General features: G+C 71.9%; 19 protein-coding genes. 13 read left to right on the forward strand and 6 right to left on the reverse strand.

Annotated elements, in window-relative coordinates; translation table 11 throughout:
* Positions 1 to 182: 182 nt before the first annotated feature.
* Positions 183 to 2,369: a RecQ family ATP-dependent DNA helicase gene (locus tag AB0C66_RS32405; protein ID WP_362446827.1), complete on the reverse strand. Its 2,187-nt coding sequence runs from the start codon at positions 2,367 to 2,369 to the stop codon at positions 183 to 185.
* Positions 2,370 to 2,479: 110 nt separating this feature from the next.
* On the opposite strand from AB0C66_RS32405, the gene AB0C66_RS32410 reads away from it, so the two are divergent.
* From AB0C66_RS32410 to AB0C66_RS32435, 6 genes are all read left to right on the forward strand, one after another.
* Positions 2,480 to 3,958, forward strand: coding sequence for a DUF4192 domain-containing protein (locus AB0C66_RS32410; RefSeq protein ID WP_362446830.1), 1,479 nt, complete (start codon positions 2,480 to 2,482; stop codon positions 3,956 to 3,958).
* 163 nt (positions 3,959 to 4,121) lie between these two features.
* Complete coding sequence (locus tag AB0C66_RS32415; RefSeq protein WP_362446833.1) at positions 4,122 to 4,883, forward strand: NUDIX domain-containing protein; 762 nt, start codon at positions 4,122 to 4,124, stop codon at positions 4,881 to 4,883.
* A gap of 129 nt (positions 4,884 to 5,012) precedes the next feature.
* Positions 5,013 to 7,286: an ABC transporter ATP-binding protein gene (locus AB0C66_RS32420; RefSeq protein WP_362446835.1), complete on the forward strand. Its 2,274-nt coding sequence runs from the start codon at positions 5,013 to 5,015 to the stop codon at positions 7,284 to 7,286.
* Between the two features lie 203 nt (positions 7,287 to 7,489).
* Positions 7,490 to 8,440, forward strand: a complete 951-nt coding sequence (locus tag AB0C66_RS32425) for an FCD domain-containing protein (RefSeq protein ID WP_362446838.1) — start codon at positions 7,490 to 7,492, stop codon at positions 8,438 to 8,440.
* Positions 8,441 to 9,078: 638 nt separating this feature from the next.
* Positions 9,079 to 10,644, forward strand: a complete 1,566-nt coding sequence (locus tag AB0C66_RS32430) for an RNA polymerase sigma factor (RefSeq protein WP_362446841.1) — start codon at positions 9,079 to 9,081, stop codon at positions 10,642 to 10,644.
* A 201-nt stretch (positions 10,645 to 10,845) separates the two neighbouring features.
* On the forward strand, positions 10,846 to 11,670 hold the full coding sequence (locus AB0C66_RS32435) for a serine protease (protein WP_362446844.1): 825 nt from the start codon (positions 10,846 to 10,848) through the stop codon (positions 11,668 to 11,670).
* 113 nt (positions 11,671 to 11,783) lie between these two features.
* Here AB0C66_RS32435 and AB0C66_RS32440 read toward each other — a convergent pair whose 3' ends face one another.
* Positions 11,784 to 12,020: a hypothetical protein gene (locus AB0C66_RS32440; RefSeq protein ID WP_362446847.1), complete on the reverse strand. Its 237-nt coding sequence runs from the start codon at positions 12,018 to 12,020 to the stop codon at positions 11,784 to 11,786.
* A 442-nt stretch (positions 12,021 to 12,462) separates the two neighbouring features.
* Here AB0C66_RS32440 and AB0C66_RS32445 point away from each other — a divergent pair, with 442 nt between their 5' ends.
* From AB0C66_RS32445 to AB0C66_RS32470, 6 genes are all read left to right on the forward strand, one after another.
* Complete coding sequence (locus AB0C66_RS32445) at positions 12,463 to 14,586, forward strand: DNA topoisomerase IV subunit B (protein ID WP_362446849.1); 2,124 nt, start codon at positions 12,463 to 12,465, stop codon at positions 14,584 to 14,586.
* A 146-nt stretch (positions 14,587 to 14,732) separates the two neighbouring features.
* On the forward strand, positions 14,733 to 15,233 hold the full coding sequence (locus AB0C66_RS32450) for a DUF1453 domain-containing protein (protein WP_362446852.1): 501 nt from the start codon (positions 14,733 to 14,735) through the stop codon (positions 15,231 to 15,233).
* Positions 15,230 to 16,384: a histidine kinase gene (locus tag AB0C66_RS32455; RefSeq protein WP_362446855.1), complete on the forward strand. Its 1,155-nt coding sequence runs from the start codon at positions 15,230 to 15,232 to the stop codon at positions 16,382 to 16,384. Before AB0C66_RS32450 ends, AB0C66_RS32455 begins: the two co-directional genes overlap by 4 nt.
* 133 nt (positions 16,385 to 16,517) lie before the next feature.
* Positions 16,518 to 17,267 (forward strand): response regulator transcription factor, encoded by a 750-nt coding sequence (locus AB0C66_RS32460; protein WP_362446858.1) that lies wholly within the window; start codon positions 16,518 to 16,520, stop codon positions 17,265 to 17,267.
* A gap of 110 nt (positions 17,268 to 17,377) precedes the next feature.
* Positions 17,378 to 17,824: a DUF485 domain-containing protein gene (locus AB0C66_RS32465; RefSeq protein ID WP_362446994.1), complete on the forward strand. Its 447-nt coding sequence runs from the start codon at positions 17,378 to 17,380 to the stop codon at positions 17,822 to 17,824.
* Positions 17,821 to 19,428: a cation acetate symporter gene (locus AB0C66_RS32470; protein WP_362446861.1), complete on the forward strand. Its 1,608-nt coding sequence runs from the start codon at positions 17,821 to 17,823 to the stop codon at positions 19,426 to 19,428. Before AB0C66_RS32465 ends, AB0C66_RS32470 begins: the two co-directional genes overlap by 4 nt.
* Positions 19,429 to 19,456: 28 nt before the next feature.
* On the opposite strand, the gene AB0C66_RS32475 is transcribed toward AB0C66_RS32470, so the two are convergent.
* Genes AB0C66_RS32475 through AB0C66_RS32485 form a run of 3 tightly spaced genes read right to left on the reverse strand, consistent with a single transcriptional unit; the run spans position 19,457 to position 22,903 of the window.
* Positions 19,457 to 20,158, reverse strand: a complete 702-nt coding sequence (locus AB0C66_RS32475) for a response regulator (RefSeq protein WP_362446864.1) — start codon at positions 20,156 to 20,158, stop codon at positions 19,457 to 19,459.
* Positions 20,155 to 21,831, reverse strand: a complete 1,677-nt coding sequence (locus AB0C66_RS32480) for a sensor histidine kinase (RefSeq protein ID WP_362446867.1) — start codon at positions 21,829 to 21,831, stop codon at positions 20,155 to 20,157. The genes AB0C66_RS32475 and AB0C66_RS32480 overlap by 4 nt, the downstream gene beginning before the upstream one ends.
* Before the next feature lie 58 nt (positions 21,832 to 21,889).
* Positions 21,890 to 22,903, reverse strand: a complete 1,014-nt coding sequence (locus AB0C66_RS32485) for a sucrase ferredoxin (protein WP_362446870.1) — start codon at positions 22,901 to 22,903, stop codon at positions 21,890 to 21,892.
* Between the two features lie 273 nt (positions 22,904 to 23,176).
* Here AB0C66_RS32485 and AB0C66_RS32490 point away from each other — a divergent pair, with 273 nt between their 5' ends.
* Positions 23,177 to 23,503, forward strand: a complete 327-nt coding sequence (locus AB0C66_RS32490; RefSeq protein WP_362446873.1) for a tetratricopeptide repeat protein — start codon at positions 23,177 to 23,179, stop codon at positions 23,501 to 23,503.
* Between the two features lie 192 nt (positions 23,504 to 23,695).
* Here the strand turns inward: AB0C66_RS32490 and AB0C66_RS32495 are convergent, their stop codons facing one another.
* On the reverse strand, positions 23,696 to 26,149 hold the full coding sequence (locus tag AB0C66_RS32495) for a DNA topoisomerase IV subunit A (RefSeq protein WP_362446876.1): 2,454 nt from the start codon (positions 26,147 to 26,149) through the stop codon (positions 23,696 to 23,698).
* Positions 26,150 to 26,355: the final 206 nt, after the last annotated feature.

Below are 26,355 nucleotides of genomic sequence, written 5' to 3' on the forward strand. Positions count from 1 at the left end.
GCACGGGCGCAGGCCACGACGCTGCCCCAGCGGGACCACGGACTGGCCGGGGCGGGGAGCTGAGGGCAATTCTTGCGGTCGGTTCCCCGCGCGGCAATGAGCAGTTGGCACTACTGACCGGTTTACGTTGGTCCGCGTTCTAAATTCCCGGTCCGCCCGCGGCCGTGCGTGGGCGGAGCCAGTCACCCCTGCACGGCGAGGATCAGCGGAAACACCTCTGTCGCCCCGGCCTTCCTGAGCAGCCGGGCGGCTACGGCCATGGTCCAGCCGGTGTCCGACAGATCGTCCACCAGCAGCACCGGACCATCCGCTTCGGTGAGGGCCTCCGCCAGCGCCGGCGGCACCGTCAGCGCACCGTGCAGCGCACGCAGCCGCTGGGCGCTGTTGGTACGCGGCACCCGGGTGTCCACCTCCCCGTCCTGGTAGGCGACGGTGCCGAGCACGGGCATCCGGCCGATGGCGGCGATCCGCTCGCCGAGGCTCTCGATCAGCCGCGGCCGGGTGCGGGAGGCGATGGTGACCACGCCCACCGGCCGGGCCGGTGCGTCCGGCGCCCCCGACGCCCATCCGCCGGGGCCCCTGGCCCAGTCGGCCAGCACCGTCACCACTGCCTCGGCCACATCGTCCGAGACCGGCCCGTCCGGGCTCTGCGGGGCGAGCAGCGGCCGCAGCCGGTTTCCCCAGCCGATGTCGGAGAGCCGCCCGAGGGCCCGGCCGGGGGAGGCCTGCTCGCCCGCGGGGATACGGCCCTTGAGGTCGACGCCGACGGCAGGGAGCCCGGTCGGCCACATCCGGCGCGGCTCCACCTCCACACCGGGCCGCCCCAACTCCCCGCGTGCCGAGTCAAGGGAGGCCGCGGACACCTCGGCGGTGAACCGGGCTCCCGCGCAGTTGTCACAGCGGCCGCAGGGCGCCGCCTTCTCGTCGTCCAGCTGCCGGCGCAGAAACTCCATCCGGCAGTCGCCCGACGAGGCGTAGTCCCGCATGGCCTGCTGCTCAGCCTCCCGCTGCCGGGCCACCCAGGCATACCGCTCGGCGTCGTAGGTCCAGGGCTGACCGGTCGCGGTCCAGCCGCCGCGGACCCGGCGGACCGCCCCGTCCACATCGAGCACCTTGAGCATGATCTCCAGACGGGAGCGCCGCAGCTCGACCTGCGGCTCGAGTGCGGGCAGCGAGACCGGACGGTCCGCGGCCGCCAGGACATCCAGGGTGCGGCGCACCTGCTCCTCGGGCGGAAAGGCGAGCGAGGCGAAATACCGCCAGATCGCCTCGTCCTCGCGGCCGGGCAGCAGGAGCACCTCGGCATGCTCCACACCACGCCCGGCACGGCCGACTTGCTGGTAATAGGCGATGGGGGAGGAGGGCGAGCCGAGGTGCACCACGAAGCCCAGATCGGGCTTGTCGAACCCCATGCCCAGCGCAGAGGTGGCGACCAGCGCCTTGACCCGGTTGGCGAGCAGATCCTCCTCGGCCTGCTGCCGGTCGGCGTTCTCGGTCTTGCCGGTGTACGAGGTGACGGTGTGGCCGCGTTGCCGCAGGAACGCGGTCACCTCCTCGGCCGCGGCGACGGTGAGGGTGTAGATGATCCCGGACCCCGGCAGCTCGTCGAGGTGGTCGGCGAGCCAGGCGAGCCGGTGGGCGGCGTCCGGCAGCTGGAGCACACCGAGGCTCAGACTCTCCCGGTCCAGCGGTCCGCGCAGCACCAGGGCGCGCGTGGGCTCCTCACCGCCGCCCGGCTCCCGCCCTCCCGTCCCCAGTTGCTCGGCGACATCCGCGGTGACCCGGGCGTTCGCCGTGGCAGTCGTGGCCAGCACGGGGACGCCGTGGGGCAGATCGGCGAGCATGGTCCGCAGCCTGCGGTAATCGGGCCGGAAGTCATGGCCCCAGTCGGAGATGCAATGCGCCTCGTCGACGACGAGCAGGCCCGTGGCGGCGGCCAGCTTGGGCAGCACCTGATCGCGGAAGTCGGGATTGTTCAACCGCTCGGGGCTGACCAGCAGCACATCCACCTCACCCGCGGCCACCTCAGCCTGGATGGTGTCCCACTCCTCGGTATTGGCCGAGTTGATGGTCCGGGCGCGGATTCCGGCGCGCGAGGCGGCCTCGACCTGGTTGCGCATCAGCGCCAGCAGCGGGGAGACGATGACGGTCGGACCGCTGCCACGCTCCCGCAACAGCGCGGTGGCGACGAAATACACCGCGGACTTGCCCCAGCCGGTGCGCTGCACGACCAGCGCTCTGCGGCGCTCGGCCACCAGCGCCTCGATCGCGCGCCATTGATCTTCCCGGAGCCGGGCGGAGCCGGTGGAGTCGCCGACGAGGCGGGCCAGGACGCGGTCGGCCGAGATACGCAGGTCTTCGTCGCTCATGCCCCCATGCAACCCGATCCCCCCGACAATGCGCGAACGGATCGAGCGGCCTGTGGATAACGTTATCCACAGGCCTGGCGGGGTCGGCCCGGCTGCGAGACCGTCGGGCCATGACTTCACACGACGAAGCGGCCGGGCTCTCCGGCCAGGACCAGGTCACCCTGCGCAGCCCGGCGGAGCTCGCCGACGCCCTGCCCTATGTTCTTGGCTTTCATCCGGACGACAGCATCGTGATGATCGCGCTGCACGGCCCCCGCGGCCGGTTCGGCGGAAGACTGCGGCTCGGCATCCCCGGCACACCCGAAGAGTGGCCCGAGGTCTGCGATCAGCTCGCGGAGTGCCTGATCACCAGTAGCCAGCGGCGCGGCGAGCGCCCGGACGGGATCGTGCTGTTCGTATGCCAGGATCCGGCGCCGGGCGAGTCCGGGCTGGAGGCGATGGAGCGGTTACGGCCGCTCGCCCAGCGTCTGCGCATCGCCTGCGGGGCGATGGAGGTGCCGGTCTACGAGGCGCTGTGTCTGTCCGGCGGCAGGTTCTGGTCCTATGTCTGCCCCGACCGGCGCTGCTGTCCCCCGGAGGGTGTGCCCCTCGCCCTGCCCGGCACCTCGGTGATGGCCGCCGCCGCGACCTTCGCGGGTGTGCACGTGCGCGGTTCGCTGCGCGAGATGGAGGCCCGGCTGTCACCGCTGGTCGGACCTCGCGCCGAGGCGCAGGAGCATGCGCTGGACGTGGCCGCGGGTGAGCTGGTGCCGCGGATCCTGGAGCCCACCGACTGCGCCACGGTGCGGGCGGAGACCCTCGTTCTCGTGGGGGAGATGCTCGACCGGCTTCGCGGGGCTCCACCCGTCGCCGACTTCTGTGCCGCCGATCTCCGCGACGACGGCCTGCTCCGGGACGAGGAGACGGCGGCAGTGATCATCGGACTCCAGGACCGGGTGACACGGGACTGGGCCGCGCGCTGGATGGAGGGGCCGGACACGGAGGCGGCCCTGCGGGTGTGGCGTGCGCTGGCCCGCCGCTGTGTCGGCTCCTATGAGGAATACGCGGCGGCGCCGCTCACCCTCGCGGGCTGGGTCGCCTGGTCGGGAGGCGATGAGCCCGCCGCCCGGGTGGCGCTCAGCCGGGCGCTGAAGGCCGATCCCGAGTATCTCTTCGCCAGGCTGTTGCACCAGGCGTGCAACGAAGGGCTCAACCCGGAGCTGTTGCGCCAGTGCCTTCGTCAGGGCGGAGTGGACCGAGCCGTGCACGCCGCGGTCCAGGAGGAGTTGGCGCGGGCCGGTGTGATCGAGCCGATCGGCCGCGGAGAGGCGGACCCCGTGGAAACGGCGGAGGCGCTGCAATCAGCGGACAGGGCGCTGAGGGCGGCGACGGCGGAAGTGGAGCAGGGCGACCAGCCGGACGACCAGCAGGGCGAGCAGCAGGGGGACGGGGTGGACGAGGGAGAGGGACCGGAGCAGCGGGCGACAGGCGGGGCGGTCGGACCCGGCGGCCCGGCCGCCGCGAGGGCGCCGGGTGGCAGGCGCCGCCCGGAGGGCAGGCCGCGCACACGGCGCCGTACCGGGGGTCGCGGGACGCACAGCCGCCGCTGACCCGCGGTCGCGTCCGGGGCGGCGGTACGCGGAGACAGAGCGGCGGTATGCGGAGACGGATACGAGAATCGCGTGGGACACGGGGGGAGAGAGCGATCTCACGAACATCCACGATCACGCTGAAGTGCCTGTTTATCGTCAGGCAGACGACTATGATCGCGTCATGCCCTACGACCCTTCGGCCTTTCCGGCGTTCGCCGTCACCGTGGACCTGGTCGTGCTCACCGTGCGGCGGCATGCGCTGTGTGCGCTGGCCGTCCGCCGCGGAGAGTCGCCCTTCAAGGGGCGATGGGCGCTCCCGGGGGGATTTGTGCGGGGCGATGAGGACTTGGCCGCGGCGGCGGCCCGGGAACTGGCCGAGGAGACCGGGCTGCTCGCTCATGACCCGGCCCTCCCGGCCCCTCCGAACGCCGCCCATCTCGAGCAACTCGCCACATACGGAGATCCGAAGCGCGATCCCAGGATGCGCGTGGTCAGCGTCGCGTATCTCGCCCTCGCCCCCGATCCGCCCACACCCCGGCCCGGAGGCGACGCGCACAGCGTGCGCTGGGCTCCGGTCGAGACGCTTCTCGACCAGGAGGGAGCGTTCGGCCGCGAGGGCGAGTTGGCGACACCGCTCGCCTTCGACCACGCCCGGATCCTCGCGGACGGGGTCGAGCGGGCCCGCTCCAAGATCGAGTACTCCTCGCTGGCCACGGCCTTCTGCCCGCAGGAGTTCACGGTAGGTGAGCTGCGCCGGGTCTACGAGGCGGTGTGGGGGGTGGCCCTGGACCCGCGCAATTTCCACCGCAAGGTCACCGGCACCCCCGGATTCCTGGTGCCCACCGGAGGAACGACGACCCGTCAGGGCGGCCGCCCCGCCCAGCTGTTCCGGGCCGGAGGGGCCACGCTGCTCAATCCGCCGATGCTCCGCCCTGAGGTGTGACGGCGCGTGACACGACGACTCGTCAGAGGGTGAGGTTCCGACGAAATAGGACATAGCGGGTTACCGTGCTGCGGTACGTCACCAGTCCCCACGTGCCACCGAGCGGTTCCACGCCCCGCGGGAGAAGCAATGATCCAGGCCACCGGACTGACCAGCACCCCCCGCCGCAACCATCCGCCCGTCATCGACGATCTCACCTTCGAGGCCCCACCGGGCCGTGTCACCGTCCTGCTCGGTGGCTCCGGCGCGGGGAAGAGCAGTGCGCTCCGGCTGCTGCTGCAACTCGACCGCGGCCATGGCTCCGCCTTCTTCCGGGGGCGGCCTCTGCACCGCATCCGGCGCCCGGCCCGTGAGATCGGCGTGCTGCTCGAGGATGTTCCGGGCCATCCCGGCCGCACCGCGCGCAGCCATCTGAGGATGCTCGGAGCCGCGGTCGGGGTGCCCGCCTCACGCGCCGATGTGGTGCTCGATGTCGTCGGCCTCACCGACCTGGCCGATGAGCGCATCGGGGATCTCGCCGCCGGGATGGAGCGCCGCCTCGGCATCGCCGCCGCGCTGCTCGGGGACCCGCACACGCTCATCCTCGACAACCCCGCACGGGGACTGTCTCCCCGCGAGACCGCCTGGCTCCATGGGCTGCTGCGCGGATTCGCCGCACAGGGCGGTGCCGTTCTCGTCACCTCCGACGACCCAGAGGGTGTGATCCGCCTCGCCGACCGGGTGCTGACCCTGGAGGGCGGGCGGCTGGTCGCCGATCAGCCGGTCGAGGAGTTCGCCCGCACCCGGCTGCGTCCCCGGGTAGTGGTCCGCTCCCCGCTCGCCAGTCGGCTCGCCGCCGTCCTCGAGGAGGAGGCACACGCCATCCGGCAGGCCGCCGAGGCGGAGGCGGCCGCTGAGGCCGCGGCCAAGGCGGCACTCGCGGCCCGGACGGCAGAGGCCGCAGAAGCGCCCGGGACGGGCGGTCCCGCGGCCGCCGGATCGACCAACGGCACTGCCAGGGCCGCGCAGGCAGGGAAGGCAGGTAAGGGAGGTAAGGCGGAGAAGACTTCCAACGCGAAGTCGCGGTTCGGATTCCGGTTCCGCGCGAGAGCGGCGGCCAAGGCACCGGAACCGGCCCTGGCTCCGGCACCGGCTCAGGCCAAGCTCGCGGCGGGAGCCGCTGGCGCCGCGGGAGGAGTTGGGCCCGCATCGGCCACCGCGACGACCGTAGCCATGGCTGCCGCCACCGCCGACACCGCGCCCACTGTCGCCTTCGCCGCCGCGGCTCCCACCGCCGCGACCAAGGAAATCCGGACCGTCACAGCCGATGGCGCGGCCGTCCGCGACGGCAAGGGGATCTCGGGCGAGGTCGGAACCGAGGCCACAGCCACAGCCGCGGCCGAGCACGAGGGCGGGTTCGAGGAGACGGGGGCGCTCGCCGATCCATTCTCCGTGGTGCGGGACGACGAGGTCCACATCTCGGTCTACGGCCTCCCCACCGCCTCCGTCGGCGAGGCCGCCTACCGCCACGGCATCGTGGTGCACCGGCTCGTCGAGGAGACCGCCGACATGGGGCCGACGACCTCCGCGGGCGTCCGCGCCCGCGATCCCGAGGCGCCGCCGCCCCGCTTCCTGCCCCGGCTCAGCCTCCCCGGCCCGGCCTGGCCGATGCGCTACGAGCTGCGCCGCGCCACCGGCGTACGGACCGGGTGGATGATCGTCGTCGCGTCGATCGTCATCTCGCTCCTCGCCTCCGTGCTGCTCGCCCGTGCGGGCATCGTCGGTGAACTGCACCGGGTCACCGGCTGGCCCGTCGACCTTCCGCTGCCGCCCGTCGCCATCGGCGCGGGGCTCCTCGGCGCGCTCGCCTTCGGAGAGGAGTTCCGCTATCCCGCGCTGGCGCCCGCCCGTGACACCGTGCCACGCCGACTCGGCTTGCTCTCCGCGAAGTTCGCGATCTGCGCCGCCGGGGCGATCCTGCTGTCGATCGGCGTCGTCGTCCTGGACAGCGCGGCCCTTCTGCTCCTCGTCGGCGGTGACGCCGTCCCGCTGCCGGGCGACTGGCCCGAGTTGACCGCCAGCCTCGTCGGGCTGACCGTCGGTTCGTCGTGGGCCGGGCTGCTCGCCGCCGGAGTCTTCCGTTCCACGGCGCTCGGCCTGGCCACGGTGCTCGCCGTACCGGTTCTGGCGGTGCCCGTCGTGGAGCGGGTGCTGCGGGAGCCCGAGCTCCGTTCGCTGGCCATGCTGCCGCACCGGCTGCGCGCCGCCGCGCTCGAACGTCCGACCTCCGAATTCGACCGCGTGTTCGCGGTCCTGATGCGGCTCGCGGGCCAGCCCGTGGGCCAGGCGCTGATGCTGTCGGTGGCCGTCCTGCTCTGCGCGTATGCCCTCACCGGGTTGCGTGGCAGGAGCACGCGCCAGTAGTGCGCCGTGGGCCGGGTGTCCGGTCCGCACCCGGGCGTTCGGGCGTCCGGTCACCGGTTCCTCTCGTGAAGCGGCGCCCCGCCGGACCAGGTCGGGGGCCGTTTCGCAGGTCCATCGCACGAAGTGCTCGCAACTCCGCGAAGGGTGCTGCTTTCTGTCCGATTGAGCGTCAATTATGAGGTAATGGGCGATCACCCTTTCGTGTGCTTTTCACCAAAGACCTCAAGGGCCTTCGGAGCGTCGCCGACAAAGGATGCGTGAGTACCCTTGCGCACACCACGATGACCGCGGCTCGTCCCGCCGACTCCGGCCTGGCCGGCTCGGGCGAGCTTGACCGCTACTCCTACGCCGACGCCCCCGGCGCCGACCGCGGCAGCGTTCCCTCATGGGACGGCGCCGACGCGGAAATCGGACGGGTCGGCCGACGCGCGGCCGGCAACCGGGGCCGTGGACTGCACGGCCAACTCGTCCAGCAGCTGGGCCAGATGATCGTTTCCGGTGACCTGGGGGCGGACCGCCCTCTCGTCCCGGAGGAGATCGGCCAGCGCTTCGAGGTCTCCCGCACCGTCGTACGGGAATCGCTGCGTGTCCTCGAGGCCAAGGGCCTGGTCAGCGCGCGCCCCAATGTGGGCACCCGGGTCCGCCCGGTCAGCGACTGGAACCTCCTCGATCCGGACATCATCGAATGGCGCGCCTTCGGCCCACAGCGCGACGACCAGCGCCGCGAGCTGTGCGAGCTGCGCTGGACCATCGAGCCGCTGGCGGCCCGTCTCGCCGCGGGGCACGGCCGTGAGGACGTCCAGCAGCGCCTCGCCGACATGGCCGAGATCATGGGCCACGCGCTGACCCAGGGTGACACCCTCACCTTCTCCCGCGCCGACGCCGAGTTCCACTCCCTGCTGCTCCAGGTCGGGGGCAACCGGATGCTGGAGCACCTGGCGGGGATCGTCAGCGCCGCGCTGCATGTCTCCGGTGCGCCCAGCACCGGCTGCGAGCGCCTCTCCGAGGCGAGCGTCGGCCACCACCGCCGGATCGTCGAGGCGATCGCCGCGGGCGACGCCGTGGCGGCCGAGTCGGCGATGCGTCAACTGCTCACCGTCCACCCGGATCTCGACCATGCCGAGGTCGGGGTGCCCGCGCCGCGCGAGCACTGACCCCGCGGCGCGTTCCGCGCGCCCCGGAGCGTCGCGCGTCCGCCGATACGGTGCCCGCCCCGCGCGGCACCGGGCAGACGCGCCGGACGGGCCGGGAGGGCGGGTGGGCAGGGCGGCGTCCGGAAGCCGCAGGGCGGGCGGCGGGTGCCGACGCGCGGTGGGCGTACGACGTACGGTGTCGGATGCCGGGCGGACCGCGAGCGGCCAGCGAGGGTCCGGCGGGCGGGCGAGGGTCCGGCGAGCGCTGTACGACGTACGAGAGCGGCGCCGCCGAATCCCGTGTTCCGGGTTCGGCGGCGCGGCGCGCCGGATCCCGGCCGGAGCGATCCGGTAATCCGGCGGCCACGTGGTCATGTGCGGAATCCGTATGTGATCAACTCGGAGGTTTCTGTCCGGTTAGGTGGGTATTAATACCGCTATGGGGTGTGACTCGGGCCACGACGATTGGGCGTAACGCTCTTTGGGGCAGCGCGATGATTAAAGAGGTGGCAGCCGCGGAGGGAATACGGATGTCGCTCGAATCGCTGTACTCCTCCGCACTCCGCCCGCGCCGTCGGTTCATCCCTGCCGGCGGTCGTCGGCTCCCGTCCTCCCCGGGCGGAGCCGGAAGCCGTTTCCAACGTTCCGAGAGGTTGTTCGTGTCGGCCAGCACATCCCGTACGCTCCCGCCGGAGATCGCCGAGTCCGAGTCTGTGATGGCGCTCATCGAGCGGGGAAAGGCTGAGGGGCAGATCGCCGGCGATGACGTGCGTCGGGCCTTCGAGGCTGACCAGATTCCGCCAACCCAGTGGAAGAACGTACTGCGCAGCCTCAACCAGGTCCTCGACGAGGAGGGTGTGACGCTGATGGTCAGTGCCGCAGAAGCGCCCAAGCGCACCCGTAAGAGCGTCGCTGCGAAGAGCCCGGCCAAGCGCACCGCCACCAAATCCGTCGCGGCCAAGACGGTTGCCGCCAAGAAGGCCCCCGCCGCACCGGCCGATCCCGCGGCCGACGCGGGCGCCGCCGACGAGGAGTCCGCGGCGGCCCCGGCGAAGAAGGCCGCCGCGAAGAAGACCACGGCGAAGAAGGCCGCGGCCAAGAAGACCACCGCGGCCAAGAAGACCGCCGCGAAGAAGACCACCGCCAAGAAGGACGCCGCCGACGAGCTCATCGAGGGCGAGGACGCGCTGGAGGAGGCGCCGACGGGTAAGCCCGGCGGCCCCGAGGGCACCGAAGGCGAGCCCGAGAACCAGGGCTTCGTGCTCTCCGACGAGGACGAGGACGACGCCCCGGCGCAGCAGGTCGCGGCGGCCGGTGCCACCGCCGACCCGGTCAAGGACTACCTCAAGCAGATCGGCAAGGTCCCGCTGCTCAACGCCGAGCAGGAGGTCGAGCTCGCCAAGCGCATCGAGGCGGGTCTGTTCGCCGAGGACAAGCTGGCCAACGCGGACAAGCTGGCCCCCAAGCTCAAGCGTGAGCTGGAGATCATCGCCGAGGACGGCCGCCGCGCCAAGAACCACCTCCTGGAGGCCAACCTCCGGCTGGTGGTCTCGCTGGCCAAGCGCTACACCGGCCGCGGGATGCTCTTCCTGGACCTGATCCAGGAGGGCAACCTGGGTCTGATCCGCGCCGTCGAGAAGTTCGACTACACCAAGGGCTACAAGTTCTCGACGTATGCCACCTGGTGGATCCGTCAGGCGATCACCCGGGCCATGGCCGACCAGGCCCGCACCATCCGTATCCCGGTGCACATGGTCGAGGTCATCAACAAGCTCGCGCGCGTCCAGCGCCAGATGCTCCAGGACCTGGGCCGTGAGCCCACCCCGGAGGAGCTGGCCAAGGAGCTCGACATGACCCCCGAGAAGGTCATCGAGGTCCAGAAGTACGGCCGTGAGCCGATCTCCCTGCACACCCCGCTGGGTGAGGACGGTGACAGCGAGTTCGGTGACCTCATCGAGGACTCCGAGGCCGTGGTCCCGGCCGACGCCGTCAGCTTCACGCTGTTGCAGGAGCAGCTCCACTCGGTGCTCGACACCCTCAGCGAGCGCGAGGCGGGCGTGGTCTCCATGCGCTTCGGGCTCACCGATGGTCAGCCGAAGACGCTCGACGAGATCGGCAAGGTCTACGGCGTGACGCGCGAGCGCATCCGCCAGATCGAGTCCAAGACAATGTCGAAGCTGCGCCACCCGTCCCGCTCCCAGGTGCTCCGCGACTACCTGGACTAATACGTGGACTGATCCGTAGCGGCGAAAGCCGTGGCGGCGCATGGAACGGCACCGCGAAGGCCGGACCCCGAGAAGGGGTCCGGCCTTCGTACTGCCTCCGGCCGTACTCCGCACACCCCGTATGGCCCACCACCGGATGCGCTTCTCGCCGGGTCAGGTAACGCTGAGTATGCGCCACGCTCCGTAGGGTCAGGAGGCTGTATGCGTAGGTCGCTCCGCTCGCTCCTCGCCGTTCTCGCGGTCCCGCTGTCCGCCGCTCTCGCCCTGGTGCTGGTCGCCCCGGCGACGGCCGACCGCGGGGTGGTGGGCGGCCAGCCGGTCCGTACGATCGAGGCGCCCTGGGCGGTGGCCCTGTCCAGCCGGGCGGTGTTCGGTGACGCCCGTTCCGGCCAGTTCTGCGGGGGTGCGGTGGTGACTCCCACCACGGTCCTCACGGCGGCCCACTGTCTGAGCCGGGCGGTGCTCGGCCGCAGCTGGCAGGAGGTGCCGGACCTGCGGGTGATCATCGGGCGCAACGATCTGCGGGGGAGCGCCGGGGTGGAGTTCCCGGCGACACGGGTGTGGGTGAATCCGGCGTACCAGGGCGATGGGCGGGCCGGTGATGTCGCGGTGATCACCCTGAGCCGTCCCCTGCCGAACGCCTATGTCCTGCCCATGGCGCGCCAGGGCGACCCGGCGTACCAGGCCGGTACCCAGGCGGGGGTATACGGCTGGGGCGATACGGAGGGTGATGGCAGTTATGCGTCGACCCTGCGGATGGCCACGGTCCGTGTGCTGGCCGACGCGAGCTGTGAGACGGCTTATCCGGGCAGCGCGGAGGGGGACTACCAGGCGGACTCGATGGTCTGCGCCGGACTGCCGCGCGGCGGGCATGACGCCTGCCAGGGGGACAGTGGCGGGCCGCTGGTGGCCGGAGGGCGGCTGGTGGGGCTGGTGTCCTGGGGAAGCGGCTGCGCGATGGCGGGCCGGCCCGGGGTGTATACGAGGGTCTCGGCGGTGGCGCCGCTGGTGGCGGCCCATGGCTGAGCCGTCGGCGCTGGGCCCCGGCACGAGCACGGGCGGCCGCCCCCGTATGGGGACGAACCGCCCGAGATCCGGCCCTGGGCCGGCATCGCTCGTCGTCGTGGTGGGGCGAGGCGTCAGCGTTCGTCGTCGGACGCGGACGCGGACGCCGGAGCAGCGGTCAGCCGCTCGGTCTCGTCCTGTATCTCAGCGGCGATCTTCTTGAGCTCCGGCTCGAACTTGCGCCCGTGATGGGCACAGAAGAGCAGTTCACCGCCGCTCATCAGGACGACGCGCAGGTAAGCCTGGGCGCCGCAGCGGTCGCAGCGGTCAGCGGCCGTCAGCGGGCTCGCGGGGGTGAGAACAGTAGTCACGTCGCCTCTTCTCTAGCTCGACGAGCTGTCGTACCAGGGTCAACATCCAACCAGCCCGAAATCGTTCCCGCTCGTGGCTTTTTCCCAAAAGTTGCTTCTGAGTAGGCCGGATGGTGACGGTTGGCGGCGAATGAGCCGTATTGCGATGGTTTACAGAGTCACGTCGTTTGGTCGGTTATGTCCAGCCGACTGGGTTGCCGGTTGTTCATGAGGACGTGCCCGGAGCCTAAATGGTTCATGCCTGAAAGGGAACGTGATGTGTGCGTCACCCCAACGGGCGATCGAACGTACGAGCGAAATGCGGGGCGCCTCGACTAGCATGGACGTTTCACGGGTGGCGGCACAAAGGCTCTATCAAGCCTCGGTACCCTCTGACGGGCGACCCAGCCACCACCGTGCCCATAAGTCGGGCCAACCAGAAATTCAGCGAGGAGCGAACCGCGTGACCGCCGACACGTCCGTGCCGTCCACTGCGCTGCTGACCGGAGCAGACCGGGGCGGCTCCAACTACACCGCGCGGCACCTTCTCGTCCTCGAGGGCCTCGAGGCCGTGCGCAAGCGTCCCGGTATGTACATCGGGTCCACCGACAGCCGTGGTCTGATGCACTGCCTCTGGGAGATCATCGACAACTCGGTGGACGAGGCCCTCGGGGGCTACTGCGACCGCATCGAGGTCTTCCTCCACGATGACGGCTCCGTGGAGGTCCGGGACAACGGCCGGGGCATCCCGGTCGATGTCGAGCCGAAGACCGGGCTGTCCGGCGTCGAGGTCGTGATGACCAAGCTGCACGCGGGCGGCAAGTTCGGGGGCGGCTCCTACGCGGCCTCCGGCGGTCTGCACGGTGTCGGCGCCTCCGTGGTCAACGCGCTCTCCGGCCGTCTCGACGTCGAGGTGGACCGCGACGCCAAGACCCACTCGATCAGCTTCCGGCGCGGCGTCCCCGGGATCTTCACCGAATCCGGCCCCGACGCCCCCTTCGACCCCTCCAGTGGCCTCCTCAAGGGCAAGCGGGTCCCCAAGACCCGCACCGGCACCCGCATCCGCTACTGGGCGGACCGGCAGATCTTCCTCAAGGACGCCAAGCTCTCCCTGGACACGCTGTACGCCCGCGCCCGGCAGACCGCCTTCCTGGTTCCCGGTCTCACCTTGATCGTCCGGGACGAGCGGGGTATCGACGGGCAGACCGAGCCGGTGGAGGAGACCTTCCGCTACGACGGCGGCATCAGCGAGTTCTGTGAGTACCTCGCCCAGGACAAGGCCGTCTGCGATGTACAGCGCCTCTCCGGCCAGGGCACCTTCAAGGAGACCGTGCCCGTCCTGGACGAGCGCGGCCATATGACGCCCACCGAGGTCACCCGTGAGCTCGGCGTCGACATCGCGCTGCGCTGGGGCACGGGCTACGACAGCACGGTGAAGTCCTTCGTCAACATCATCGCCACCCCCAAGGGCGGCACCCATGTCTCCGGCTTCGAGCGCTCGATCACCAAGACCGTCAACGAGGCGCTGCGCGCCACCAAGACGCTGCGCGTCGCCGAGGACGACGTCGTCAAGGACGACGCCATGGAGGGCCTCACGGCGGTGGTGACCGTCCGGCTCGCCGAGCCGCAGTTCGAAGGCCAGACCAAGGAGGTGCTGGGCACCTCGGCCGCCTCCCGGATCGTGGCCAATGTCGTCGCCAAGGAGCTCAAGGCGTTCCTGACCTCCTCCAAGCGGGACGCCAAGGCGCAGGCCCGCGCGATCCTGGAGAAGGTCGCCGCGGCGGCCCGCACCCGGATCGCGGCCCGTCAGCACAAGGAGGCGCAGCGCCGTAAGACCGCGCTGGAGTCCTCCTCGCTGCCCGCGAAGCTGGCCGACTGCCGCAGCGACGACGTGGACCGCAGCGAGCTGTTCATCGTCGAGGGTGACTCGGCGCTGGGTACGGCCAAGCTGGCGCGCAACTCGGAGTTCCAGGCGCTGCTGCCGATCCGCGGCAAGATCCTCAACGTTCAGAAGGCGTCGATCTCCGACATGCTGAAGAACGCCGAGTGCGGGGCGATCATCCAGGTGATAGGGGCCGGATCGGGCCGCACCTTCGATATCGACCAGGCCCGCTACGGCAAGGTGATCTTCCTCGCCGACGCCGATGTCGACGGCGCCCACATCCGGATCCTGCTGCTCACCCTCTTCCAGCGCTATATGCGGCCGATGGTGGAGCAGGGCCGGGTCTTCTCGGCCGTTCCCCCGCTGCACCGGGTCGAGCTGGTCAACCCCAAGCGGGGTCAGTCGAAGTACATCTACACCTACTCCGACAACGAGCTCCGGGAGACGCTGCTGGACCTCCAGCGCCGCGGTGTGCGCTACAAGGACGGCATCCAGCGCTACAAGGGTCTCGGTGAGATGGACGCCGACCAGCTCGCGGAGACCACGATGGATCCGCGCCACCGCACCCTGCGGCGTATCAACATCAGCGACCTGGAGGCGGCGGAGCAGGTGTTCGACCTGCTCATGGGCAATGAGGTCGCACCGCGCCGGCAGTTCATCACCAACTCCGCGGCCACCCTGGACCGTTCGCGCATCGACGCCTGATCCGGTGGGGCGCCTCTCCACCCACGGGTGGACGGGTGCCGCACCGCCGGTGACCCGGAGATCCACCCCGGCTCCGATCCGCCCGGCGCCGCGCGTCCGTAGCGTCCCGGGGAGTGGTTGTGTCCGCTCCCCGGAGGCTCAGTGTGATGTCGGGAATCCCCCATGCCGTGGTGATCGCCGCGGTGGTCGTCGTCGTGATCGTCCGCCAGTTCCGGCCGCGGAAGGTGGTCGAGGACGTACGGCGCTGGTGGGTGCTGCCGGTCGTCCTCGGCTGGCTGGCGGTGCGGGAGCCGGGGCTGATCGACCCGCACCACCAACTGGCCGCCGTGGCGCTGCTGGTGGGGGATCTGCTCGTCGGTGCCGTCACCGGAGCCGCCTGGGCCTGGACCAGCCGGGTGTGGACCGATGACTCCGGCGCGGTCCGGGCACAGGCGGGGAGGGCCACGGCGGTGGTGTGGGCCGGCGGTCTGGTGCTCCGGCTGACCCTGGCCGGAGCGGGCGCGCTCGCGGGGGTGCGTCAGGAGAGCGGTTCGATCATGCTGACCCTGGCCGTGTCGCTGCTGCTGAGCGGTGCCGTCGTGATGCTGCGGGCGCACCGGCCGGAGTGGGTGACGCAGGGCGCGGGGAAGGGCACACTCGGCCGATGAGCGCATGGACACAGTGGCCGTCACGGCAGGCGCTGTCGGGCCAGGGGCTGCCCCGGATCCGGCGGGTGCTCGATCTCTGCGGATGGACGGCCGCCGTGTGCTGGCTGGTCCGGGGGCTGTTCCGGGACGAGGCACTCCCCGGTTGGGAACGGGCGGCGCTGATCGGCGCCCTGGCCGGGTGCACGGTCGCCATGTTCGTCTTCCGCCGGGTCACGGTGGACCACCGGCTGCTGCCCGCCCTGGCGCTGGTGGCCCTGCTGATCGGCGTGGCGGCCGCGATGCGGACGGCGGGGGCCGACCACCCGGCGGATGTGGTCCGGGGCGCCTGCGGGATCCTCGCGATGGAGCGGCTGCCCTTGCTCGCCGGAGTGGGCTGTGGTGTCACCGCGATGGTGTCCTCCGCGCTCACCGACGCCGATCCGTCGCTGAGCGGTGGCATCACCGGCGCGGGTCTGCTGCTCATCGGCTATACGCTCCGCCTCGACAACGAGGCCCGGGGCAACGGCTATCGGCTGCTCGCCCAGGAGCGGGCCGCCCGGCGGGCCGAGGCCGAGACGGCGGCCCTGGCCGAACGGACCCGGATCGCCCGGGAGATCCATGACGTGCTGGCGCACAGCCTGTCCGCCCAGCTCGTCCACCTGGAGGCGGCACGGCTGCTCATCGAGCGCGGAGAGGACTCCACGAAGGTCCTGGACCGCGTGGTGGCCGCGCGGGGGATGGCCCGCGAGGGGCTTACCGAGACCCGGCAGGCGCTGTCGGCGCTGCGCGGTGAGATGGTGCCGGTCGAGGACTTCCTGCGGGAGTCGGCGGCGGCGGAAGGCGCCGGATTCGCGACGGAGGGGGAGCGGAGAGGGCTGAGCGCCGAGTCGGGGCTCGCGGTGCGCCGGGTCGCACAGGAGGCGCTGACCAACGTCCGCAAGCACGCTCCGGGCGCCCGGGTGCGGCTGCGGCTGGTCTACGCGGAGCGCGTGGTGTCGCTGGAGGTGAGCGACGACGGCGCGCGCCGGGCGCCCCCGGCCGCCGGTCTGGCCACCACCGGCTCCGGGTACGGTCTGCTGGGGATGCGCGAGCGCGCCGAACTCCTCGGCGGCACGCTGGAGGCGGGGCCGGAGGGGGAAGGGTTCACGGTGCGGCTGAGGGTGCCGCTGTGAGGGACGGACATCGGACCGGCGGGGGCGCCCGGAGCGCGGGAGGTTTGACGGCGCGTGAGCGCAGAAGCCGACGGGCGCGAGCCGACGAGGCTCCATGCCCTGCGGTCGCGGCCATGAACGGGGTGGTGGGCACATGACGGACGACGCCAGCGGTGGAGCGCCGCCGGTGACCGCCCGGGTGGTGGTGGCCGACGATCAGACCGTGGTGCGCGAGGGAATCGTGATGCTGCTCGGGCTCCTCCCCGGTATCGAGGTCGTGGGATCGGCCGGGGACGGGGAGGAGGCGCTGCGGCTGGTCGCCGAACTCGCCCCGGACGTCGTCCTGATGGACCTGCGGATGCCGCGCTGCGACGGGGTCGAGGCCACCCGCCGGGTGCGTGCCGCGCACCCGGACACCCAGGTCGTCGTCCTGACCACCTACGCCGACGACGAATCGCTCTTCCCCGCGCTGCGCGCCGGTGCCCGCGGCTACCTCACCAAGGACGCCGACGCGGACGAGATCCTGCGGGCCGTCCGGGACGTGGTGTCCGGGGACGCCGGGCTCTCTCCCAAAGTGCAGCGGCTGCTGCTGGAGCGGCTCGCCGTACGCGACGGGCACGCCCCGCCCGTGTCAGGGCCGCCGCGCGCCGCGCCGGGCCCTCCTGCCGCGCTGCCCGACGGGCTCACCCCACGGGAGGCGGAGGTCCTGGCGCTGGTCGCGGAGGGGCTGTCCAACGCGGAGATCGCGCGCGGGCTGAGCGTCGCCCCCGCGACCGTGAAGACCCACATCAACAACCTCTTCGCCAAGAGCGGCGTGCGCGACCGGGCACAGGCCGTCCGCTACGCCTACCGGCACGGCATCGCCCGTCCCCCTGGGGACACTTCCGAGTCGTTCGTCACGTGAGTCACCTGATGGGGTGAACGTCCGGTATTGAAGGGTCCGGGATCTACCGGATCTGCCCATCCTTGGGCACGCGGCCAATGTGGCAGTGAACAAGGAGTGTTCGGGTGGACATGCACAACGCGCGCGATACGGGACCGGCCCGGCTGGAGGATCCCTGGTACGACGCGCTCGCGTCCGGCTGGGGAGAGTCGGACGACACCGACGACAGGACCCGGCGGGCGGGCCCGCCCGCCGCGGAGGACGTGTACACGGAGGTGCACGGCAGCGCCGCCTTCCAGGAGGTGCGCAGGCGCTACCGCCGGTTCGTGTTCCCCGCGGCCGCCGCGTTCCTCCTCTGGTACCTGGTCTACGTCGTCGCCGCGACCACCGCCCCCGATCTGATGGCCCGCCCCGTGATCGGCGTCCTCAATGTCGCGATGGTCGCCGGACTCGCCCAGTTCGCCACCACCTTCCTCCTCACCTGGGCGTACGCCCGCCACGCGCGGCTGCGCCGGGACCGGGTCGCGCTCGAACTGCGCTGGGTGACCCAGGAGATGATGCGGGGGCACGGGCGGTGACCGGCAATCAACAGAGCCTCGCCCTGCTGCTCTTCGGGGTTTTCGTGGCCGCCACGCTCGGGATCACCACCTGGGCGGGCCGCAGACGTCATGGCTCACCCGAGGAGTTCTACGCGGGCGGACGGCTGTTCTCGCCCATGGAGAACGGTTTCGCCATCGCCGGTGACTACATGTCGGCCGCGTCCTTCCTCGGTATCTCGGGACTGATCGCGCTCTTCGGCTATGACGGGGTGCTCTACTGCGTCGGCTTCTTCGTCGCCTGGCTGCTGGTGCTGCTCCTGGTGGCCGAACTGGTCCGCAACTGCGGCCGGTTCACCCTGGCCGACGTCCTGGCCGCCCGGATGCGCGAGCGCCCGGTCCGGATCGCCGCGGGCGTCTCGTCCGTCACGGTCTGTGTGCTCTACCTCGTCGCCCAGATGGTCGGCGCGGGCAGTCTGGTCGCCCTGCTGCTCGGCGAGACCGGCGCCCACGCCCGTACCTGGACCGTCATCGGCGTCGGCACCCTTATGGTGATCTTCGTGACGCTCGGCGGGATGCGCGCCACCACCTGGATCCAGATCGTCAAGGCCGCGCTGCTCATGGGCGGCGCGATCGCCCTGACCGTCCTCGTCCTCGTCCGCTTCCACGGCGACATCGACGCGCTGCTGAGCACGGCGGCGCGGCACAGCGGCCACGGCCCGGACTTCCTCGCCCCCGGCCTCAAGTACGGCGGCGACTGGACCGCGCGACTGGACTTCGTGAGCCTGGGGCTGGCCCTGGTGCTGGGCACCGCCGGGCTGCCGCATATCCTCTCGCGCTTCTACACGGTGCCCACCGCGCGGGCCGCGCGCCGCTCGGTCATCTGGTCCATCGGCCTGATCGGCGGCTTCTACCTGATGACGATCGTGCTCGGCTTCGGCGCGGCCGCGGTGCTGGGCACCGATGCCGTACGGGCCTCCAACGCGGCCGGGAACACGGCCGTTCCGCTGCTCGCGCTGGACCTCGGCGGCGGCGCCGGATCGACCGGGGGGACGGTGCTGTTCGCGGTCGTCGCCGCGGTCGCCTTCGCCACCATCCTGGCCGTCGTCGCGGGCATCACCCTCGCCTCCTCGGCCTCCGTCGCCCATGACCTCTACGCCTCGCTGAGCCGCCGGGCCGACCGCACCCCGCGCAGGGAGGTCGCGGTCGCGCGGCTCGCGGCGGTGGGGATCGGGGCCGTGGCCATCGGGCTCGGACTGCTGGCCCAGGACCTCAACGTGGCCTTCCTGGTCGGGCTCGCCTTCGCCGCCGCCGCCTCCGCCAACCTTCCGGTGCTGCTCTACTCGCTGTTCTGGCGGCGGTTCACCACCCGGGGCGCGGTGTGGTCGGTCTACGGAGGGCTGATCCCGGCGGTGGCGCTGGTGGTGCTGTCCCCGGTGGTCTCCGGTTCCCCGGGCGCGATCTTCCCCGGGCTGGACTTCCATGTCTTCCCGCTGGAGAACCCCGGACTGGTCTCCGTGCCGCTGGGCTTCCTCGCGGGATGGCTCGGCACGGTCACCTCACGCACGGCCGAGGACACCGCCGGGCACGCGGCCAAGCACGCGGAGACCGAGGTCCGGGCGCTCACCGGGGCCGGGGCCGCCTGACGGCCGCGGGCGGTTCCCCGCGGCCCGTTCAGACCCACACGTAGCGGTGTTCGGGGCGGCCGGTCTCGCCGTACTTGAGACTGAGCCGCACCCGGCCCGTACGCTCCAGCAGTTTCAGATAGCGCTGTGCGGTCTGTCGGCTCAGCGACGACCGCTCGGCGACCTCCTGGGCCGACAGCGGCCCTTCGGCACCGCGCAGTACCTCGCGCACGAGATCGGCGGTGAGCGCGGAGTGGCCCTTGGGCAGCTCCGCGGCTCCGGCCGAGGCGCCGCCCAGCGCGCCGAAGATCCGGTCCACCTGGTCCTGTCCGGCCTCGCCACCGCCCTCCAGCGCACGGCGCAGCGCGGCGTAGCCCTCCAGCTTGGCGCGCAGCCCGGCGAAGGTGAACGGTTTGACCAGGTACTGGAGGGCGCCGTGCCGCATGGCCGCCTGGACGGTCGCGATATCGCGGGCGGCGGTGACCATGATGATGTCGGTGTGATGGCCGAGTTGGCGCAGCCGCCGCACCAGCGCGAGCCCCGTCCCGTCCGGCAGGTAGTGGTCCAGCAGGACGAGATCGGCGTGGCCGTCTTCCAGAAAGGCCAGCGCCTCGGCGGCCGAGTGCGCCTGCCCCGCCACATGGAAGCCCGCCACCTTGGCCACGTAGGCGGCGTTCACCCGGGCCACCCGCAGATCGTCGTCCACGACCAGCACCTCGATGGGGGTGGGCGGGCCGGGTCCGTCGGTCATCGTGGCTCTCCTGTCGCGGTCAGGGGTGCCCCGCCCGGCTCCTCGGCCAGCGCCTCGGGGAGGATCACGGTGAACTCCGCGCCCCCGCCCGCGCGGTCGGACACCTGTGCGCTGCCACCCTGGCGTTCGGCGAGCCGCCGCACCAGAGCGAGACCGATACCGCGCTTGCCGTGCGCGGGCGGCTCCTTGGTCGACCAGCCCTCGGTGAAGACCAGGTCGCGGCGGTCGGCCGGGACACCGGGGCCGGTGTCCGAGACGCGCACCCGCACCGTAGGGGTCCCCTCGTCCGCGCACAGCGCCACCTCGACCGTCGGCTCGCGCGAGCCGACCGCCGCGTCCAGGGCGTTGTCGATGAGGTTGCCGACGATCGTCACCAGGCCCGGCGGATCCACCAGCCGGTCCGGCAGCAGGGTGTCGGAGGCGAGGGCCAGCGAGACACCGCGTTCGGTGGCGACCGTGGCCTTGCCCACCAGGAGGGCGGCGAGCAGTGGGTCATGGACCCGTTCGGTGACCTGCTCGGCGGTGGCACGGTGCACCCCGACCGCCTCGGTGATGAACTCCGTCGCCTCCTCGTGCAGTCCCAGCTCCAGCAGGCCCAGGAGGGTGTGCATCCGGTTGGCGTGCTCGTGGTCCTGGGCGCGCAGCGCGTCGATCAGCCCGCGGGTGCCGTCCAGTTCGCGGCCGAGCCGCTCCAGCTCGGTGCGGTCGCGGAGGGTGGCCACGGCGCCGCCGTCGTCCGTGGGCATCCGGTTGGCGACCAGCACCCGTCCGCCGGAGACGGTCAGCAGATCGGCACCGGTGACGCGCCCGGTGAGCACATCGGCCGTACGGCCCGGCGGCAGCACCGCCTCCAGCGGCTGCCCGGTGGCCTCGGGGCGCAGGTCCAGCAGGCGCTGCGCCTCGTCGTTCAGCAGCCGGATACGGCCGCGCGCGTCGAGGGCGACCACACCTTCGCGGATGCCGTGCAGCATCGCCTCGCGCTCGGCGAGCAGCGCCGAGATATCGGAGAAGGCCAGGTCATGGGTGCGCCGCTGGAGTCTGCGGGAGACCAGGTAGGCCGCGAGCGCGCCGACGGCGAGGGCCCCGCCCGCGTACGCGAGCATCCCCGGCACCGCGCCGACCAGCCGCCCGCGCACCGTCTCGTACGCGATGCCGACCGAGACGGCGCCCACGACGTGGCCGTCCGCGTCGCGCAGCGGGACTTTGCCGCGTGCGGAACGGCCGAGGGTGCCCTGGTCGATCTGCATGACCTCGCGGCCCGCGAGGGCCTCACTGGGGTCGGTGGAGACATGTCTGCCGATCTCGCGCGGTGAGGTGTGCGACCAGCGGACCCCGTGCCGGTCCATGATCACGACATACTCGGCCCCGGTCGCGCGGCGGATCCGCTCCGCCTCGGTCTGCACGGGGCCGCCGGGGGAGGGGCGGCTGTGCTGGAGCGCCTCGGCCAGCCGGGGCCGGGCCGCCGTGGTCTGCGCGATGGCCAGGGCACGGCGCATGGCCTGGTCGTCCAGCTGCGAGCCGAGCGGGGCGAGGAACAGGCCGGTCGCGAGCACGGTGACGCCCGTGGCGATGGCCAGCTGCATCAGCAGGACCTGGGAGAAGACGCGTCGGGGCCAGCCGATGCGCCACCTGGTGGCCGCGAGCCGCGGCCGCGGCGGTATCGCGGCGCTCATGGCAACGAAGGGTAACCAAGAGCGCGGGGCCGGGCTCCAGGTGTGGGCGCCGGAGGGGTCAGGGGCGGGCCGCGGCCACTGCCCGGGCGCCTTGACCCGTCGTACGCGTCACGCGGATGCCGACGACCTCCATACGGGCCGGGGAGCCCAGCGCCGAGCCGCAGCTCTCCGGGCGGGGCGGGGCGGACGCGACCTGGGCGACGCTCACCCGCCACTCCCGGCCGTCGCGGTGGGCGACGGTCACCGACCACGTGGGCGCCGCGCCCTCGGTCCGTGCCACGGCCAGCGCGTCGGCGCCGTCCTCGCCGGTGATCGCCCGGACCGCCAGTTCCGCCGCCTGGCCGGGGCGCTCCCACGCGGAGCGGCCGCGGCAGCCCGCGGTGACGACGCGGCCGTCGCGCAGCGCCGCCAGGACGTCCCGCACACTCCGCGCCGTGGCGCGCCCGTAGGTGTACCCATGCGGCAGGACGACGAGCGTCGGCGAGAAGCGGTGGCCGCCGATGTGGGTGACCTCCCAGGTGCCGTCGACCCCGGACGCGGCGAGCTCGGCGGCGAGCGGACGGCCGAGGATCGCGCAGCAGCGGTCCCGCTTGCCGTTGGTGCAGACGAGCACCAGCGGATCGCCGGTGTACTCCTCCCACTGCCCGGGGGCGCCCTGGGCGGTCGGCCGTCCGGAGGGTTCGCCGTCGTCCGGTGCCGCCAGCGTCAGACCGGCCGGGTCACCGGCGCCCAGCGCCGCGAAGTCGAGGGCCCGCAGCCGACCGGGGTCGGTGAGGGCGGTGGTGCGGATCCAGGAGCGGCCGGGCCGGGTGTGGGCCACGAACACGCGGTGCCGCGCACCGGTGTGCAGATCGGCATGGCGGCCGGGACGGCGGATGAGGGCGACCCGTACGCCGGTGTCCTTGGCGGCGCGCTCCAGCGCGCGTCCCACGGCCGGGTCGAGATGACTCGCCGTGAGGGCCTCGGTGCCCCACGGACCGGGTTGTTCGACCAGCAGCCAGGTGGGGGCGGTGGCCGCCGTCCCGGCGAGCGGCTCGGACAGGTCGCGGGAAGCGGTCGCGCACGTGCTCACAAAGGTAAGCCTAACCTCTCTCGATCTGTGCGGCGCGCCGGAGTGGGACAGGGGGAGCCACATGAGTCACTTCACGCCTCGCGCACCCCATCGCTGGAAGATCACGGTCCGTATTCACCCCCGTACATGCGGTTCCGCGATGCGGAAACAAACGGGAGAATGGCGGACACGGGGGCGGGGAGGCGGGCTGGGATGAGCGGCTTATGGGCGTGGTGGCGGGGGCGACGGCGAAGACGCGGCGGACGACGGGGGCTGGATCCCGCCCTCAGATCGATGGTGCGGGCGGCCTATCGCGACGGGCGGCCCCTTCCGGAGCCGCTCGCCCGCAAGGCGGCGCACGCCGGTGATCCACAAGGGATGACGGTCTACGGCATCGGGCTCGGCAACCGGGGTGCCTACGCCGAGGCGGTGCACTGGCTGGGCAAGGCGGTCGCCGCGGGGGACACCTCGGCGATGGTGGTCCTCGGCACGCTCCATATGGACCTGGGCAATCTGGGCGAGGCGGAGCGGCACTTCCGCCGGGCCGCCGACCGCGGACACTCCGGCGCCCACGTCGCCCTCCACCAGCTGCGGGCCCGCCGTAACGGCAGCGGTCACTGAGCCGCCGTACGTACGCCTGTGGCCGGTCCAGGCGCGCTCACGAGCGCGAACGGGCGGGGCGCGGCACCCCGTGGTGCCGCGCCCCGCCCGTTCAGCCCTCTGTGGCCCGCCCGTTCAGCCCTCTGTGGCCCGCCCGTTCAGCCTTCCGCGGCCCGCCGTCGCCGTTCAGCGCTTCGCGGGCCGCCGTGCGGCTCATACGGGGCCGGCCACCACCGCCACCGGCTTCGCCAGGGGCGTGCCCGAGCCGTCCCGGCGCGGGTCGGGGTCGGGCAGCTGCGCCGCCGCCCCGGCGGCCGTCGCGGCACGGGTCGGCGTGGCGCCCGCCCAGGCCAGCACGAGACAGTCCTCGCCCTTCAGGAACCGCTGGCAGCGCACACCGCCCGTGGCCCGGCCCTTGCGCGGGTACTGGTCGAACGGGGTCAACTTGGCCGACTGCTGCACCGAATCGTCGAGCGTGCCATGCGCGCCCGCCACCGTGAACACCACCGCGTCGGCCGCGGGATCCACGGCCGTGAACGAGATCACCTTGGCGCCGGCACCCAGCTTGATGCCCGCCATACCGCCCGCGGGGCGGCCCTGCGGCCGCACCTGGCTCGCCGGATAGCGCAGCAGATGCGCTTCGTCGGTGATGAAGACCAGGTCCTCCTCGCCGGTGCGCAGCTCCACCGCGCCCACGATCCGGTCGCCGTCCCGGAGCCCGATGACCTCCAGCTCCTCCTTGTTGGCCGGATAGTCGGGGACCACGCGCTTGACGACGCCCTGCTCCGTGCCGATCGCGAGCCCCGGTGAGGACTCGTCGAGAGTGGTGAGGCAGATCAGCTCCTCACCCTCCTCCAGTGTCAGGAACTCCGCGATCGGTGCCCCGCCCGCCAGGTTGGCGGGCCCGGCCTTCTCCGGGAGCATCGGCAGGTCGATCACCGAAAGCCGCAGCAGCCGCCCGGTGGAGGTCACCGCGCCCACATCGGCGCGGGCCGTGGCCGGAACCGCCGAGACGATCACATCGTGCTTGGTGCGCTTGGCCTGTCCCTCGACCGGGACCGGCTCGCCGTTGGCGGTGCGGGCCAGCAGACCGGTGGAGGACAGCAGCACCCGGCACGGGTCGTCCGCCACCTCCAGCGGCACCGCGGTGACCGGCGCGCCCGCCGACTCCAGGAGCATGGTCCGCCGGGGGGTGCCGAACTTCTTGGCCACCTGGGCCAGTTCGGCGGAGACCAGCTTGCGCAGCTCGGCGTCCGAGTCCAGGATCCGGGTCAGCTCCTCGATCTCCGCATTGAGCCGGTCGCGCTCCGACTCCAGCTCAATCCGGTCGAACTTGGTCAGCCGACGAAGCGGGGTGTCCAGGATGTACTGCGTCTGGACCTCGGAGAGTTCAAACCGCGACATGAGGGCTTCCTTGGCCTGCGCCGCGTTCTCACTGGAACGGATCAGCCGGATGACCTCGTCGATATCGAGCAGGGCGACCAGCAGACCCTCGACCAGATGCAGCCGGTTGCGCCGCTTGGTGCGACGGAACTCGCTGCGCCGGCGCACCACCTCGAAGCGGTGGTCGAGATAGACCTCCAGCAGCTCCTTGAGCCCCAGGGTGAGCGGCTGGCCGTCCACCAGCGCCACGTTGTTGATGCCGAAGGACTCCTCCATCGGCGTGAGCTTGTAGAGCTGCTCCAGCACGGCCTCGGGGTTGAAGCCGTTCTTCACCTCGATCACCAGACGCAGACCGTGCTGGCGGTCGGTGAGGTCCTTGACATCCGCGATGCCCTGGAGCTTCTTCGAGCCGACCAGGTCCTTGATCTTGGAGATGACCTTCTCGGGGCCCACGGTGAAGGGCAGTTCGGTGACGACCAGGCCCTTGCGGCGGGCCGTCACATCCTCCACCGCCACCGTGGCGCGGATCTTGAAGGTGCCGCGGCCGGTCTCATAGGCGTCCCGGACGCCGCCGAGGCCCACGATCCGTCCGCCGGTCGGCAGATCGGGTCCGGGCACGAACCGCATCAGCGTGTCCAGGTCGGCGCCCGGGTGCTTGATCAGATGGCGGGCGGCGGCGATGACCTCGCCCAGATTGTGCGGGGCCATATTGGTCGCCATGCCGACCGCGATTCCGGACGTGCCGTTCACCAGCAGGTTCGGATAGGCGGCGGGCAGGGTGATCGGCTCCTGCTCGCTGCCGTCGTAGTTCGGCGCGAAATCGACCGTGTCCTCATCGATGGACTCGGTCATCAGCGAGGTGGCCGAGGCCATCCGGCACTCGGTGTACCGCATCGCCGCGGGCGGGTCGTCATTGCCCAGCGAGCCGAAGTTCCCATGTCCGTCGACCATCGGCAGCCGCATCGAGAACGGCTGCGCCATGCGCACCAGCGCGTCGTAGATCGAGGAGTCGCCGTGCGGATGGAGCTTTCCCATCACCTCGCCGACGACGCGGGCGCACTTCACGAAGCCGCGCTCGGGGCGCAGCCCCATCTCGTTCATCTGGTAGAGGATGCGCCGGTGCACGGGCTTGAGCCCGTCGCGGGCGTCCGGCAGCGCACGCGAATAGATGACCGAGTAGGCGTACTCGAGGAAGGAGCCCTGCATCTCGTCGACGACGTCGATGTCAAGGATGCGCTCCTCGAAGTCGTCCGGCGGCGGGGTCTTCGTGCTGCGGCGGGCCATCGCGCGTGCGGCTCCTTCAACTGCCGGGGCGGGATCTGACGGCGTCCATTGTGGCCCGCCCCGCCGACAACTGTGGAACGGGCCGTGGACAAGCGTGGCCGCGTCCCGTTCCGCCCCCTGCCTCGGGACCCTGTCACGGGGGTGCCGCGGAGGTCCGCGGACACCCCCCGCGGGGCGGAACAGGACCGGAACTTCGCCAGATGTCC

This window comes from Streptomyces sp. NPDC048636 (genome assembly GCF_040650655.1).
Lineage (GTDB): Bacteria > Actinomycetota > Actinomycetes > Streptomycetales > Streptomycetaceae > Streptomyces.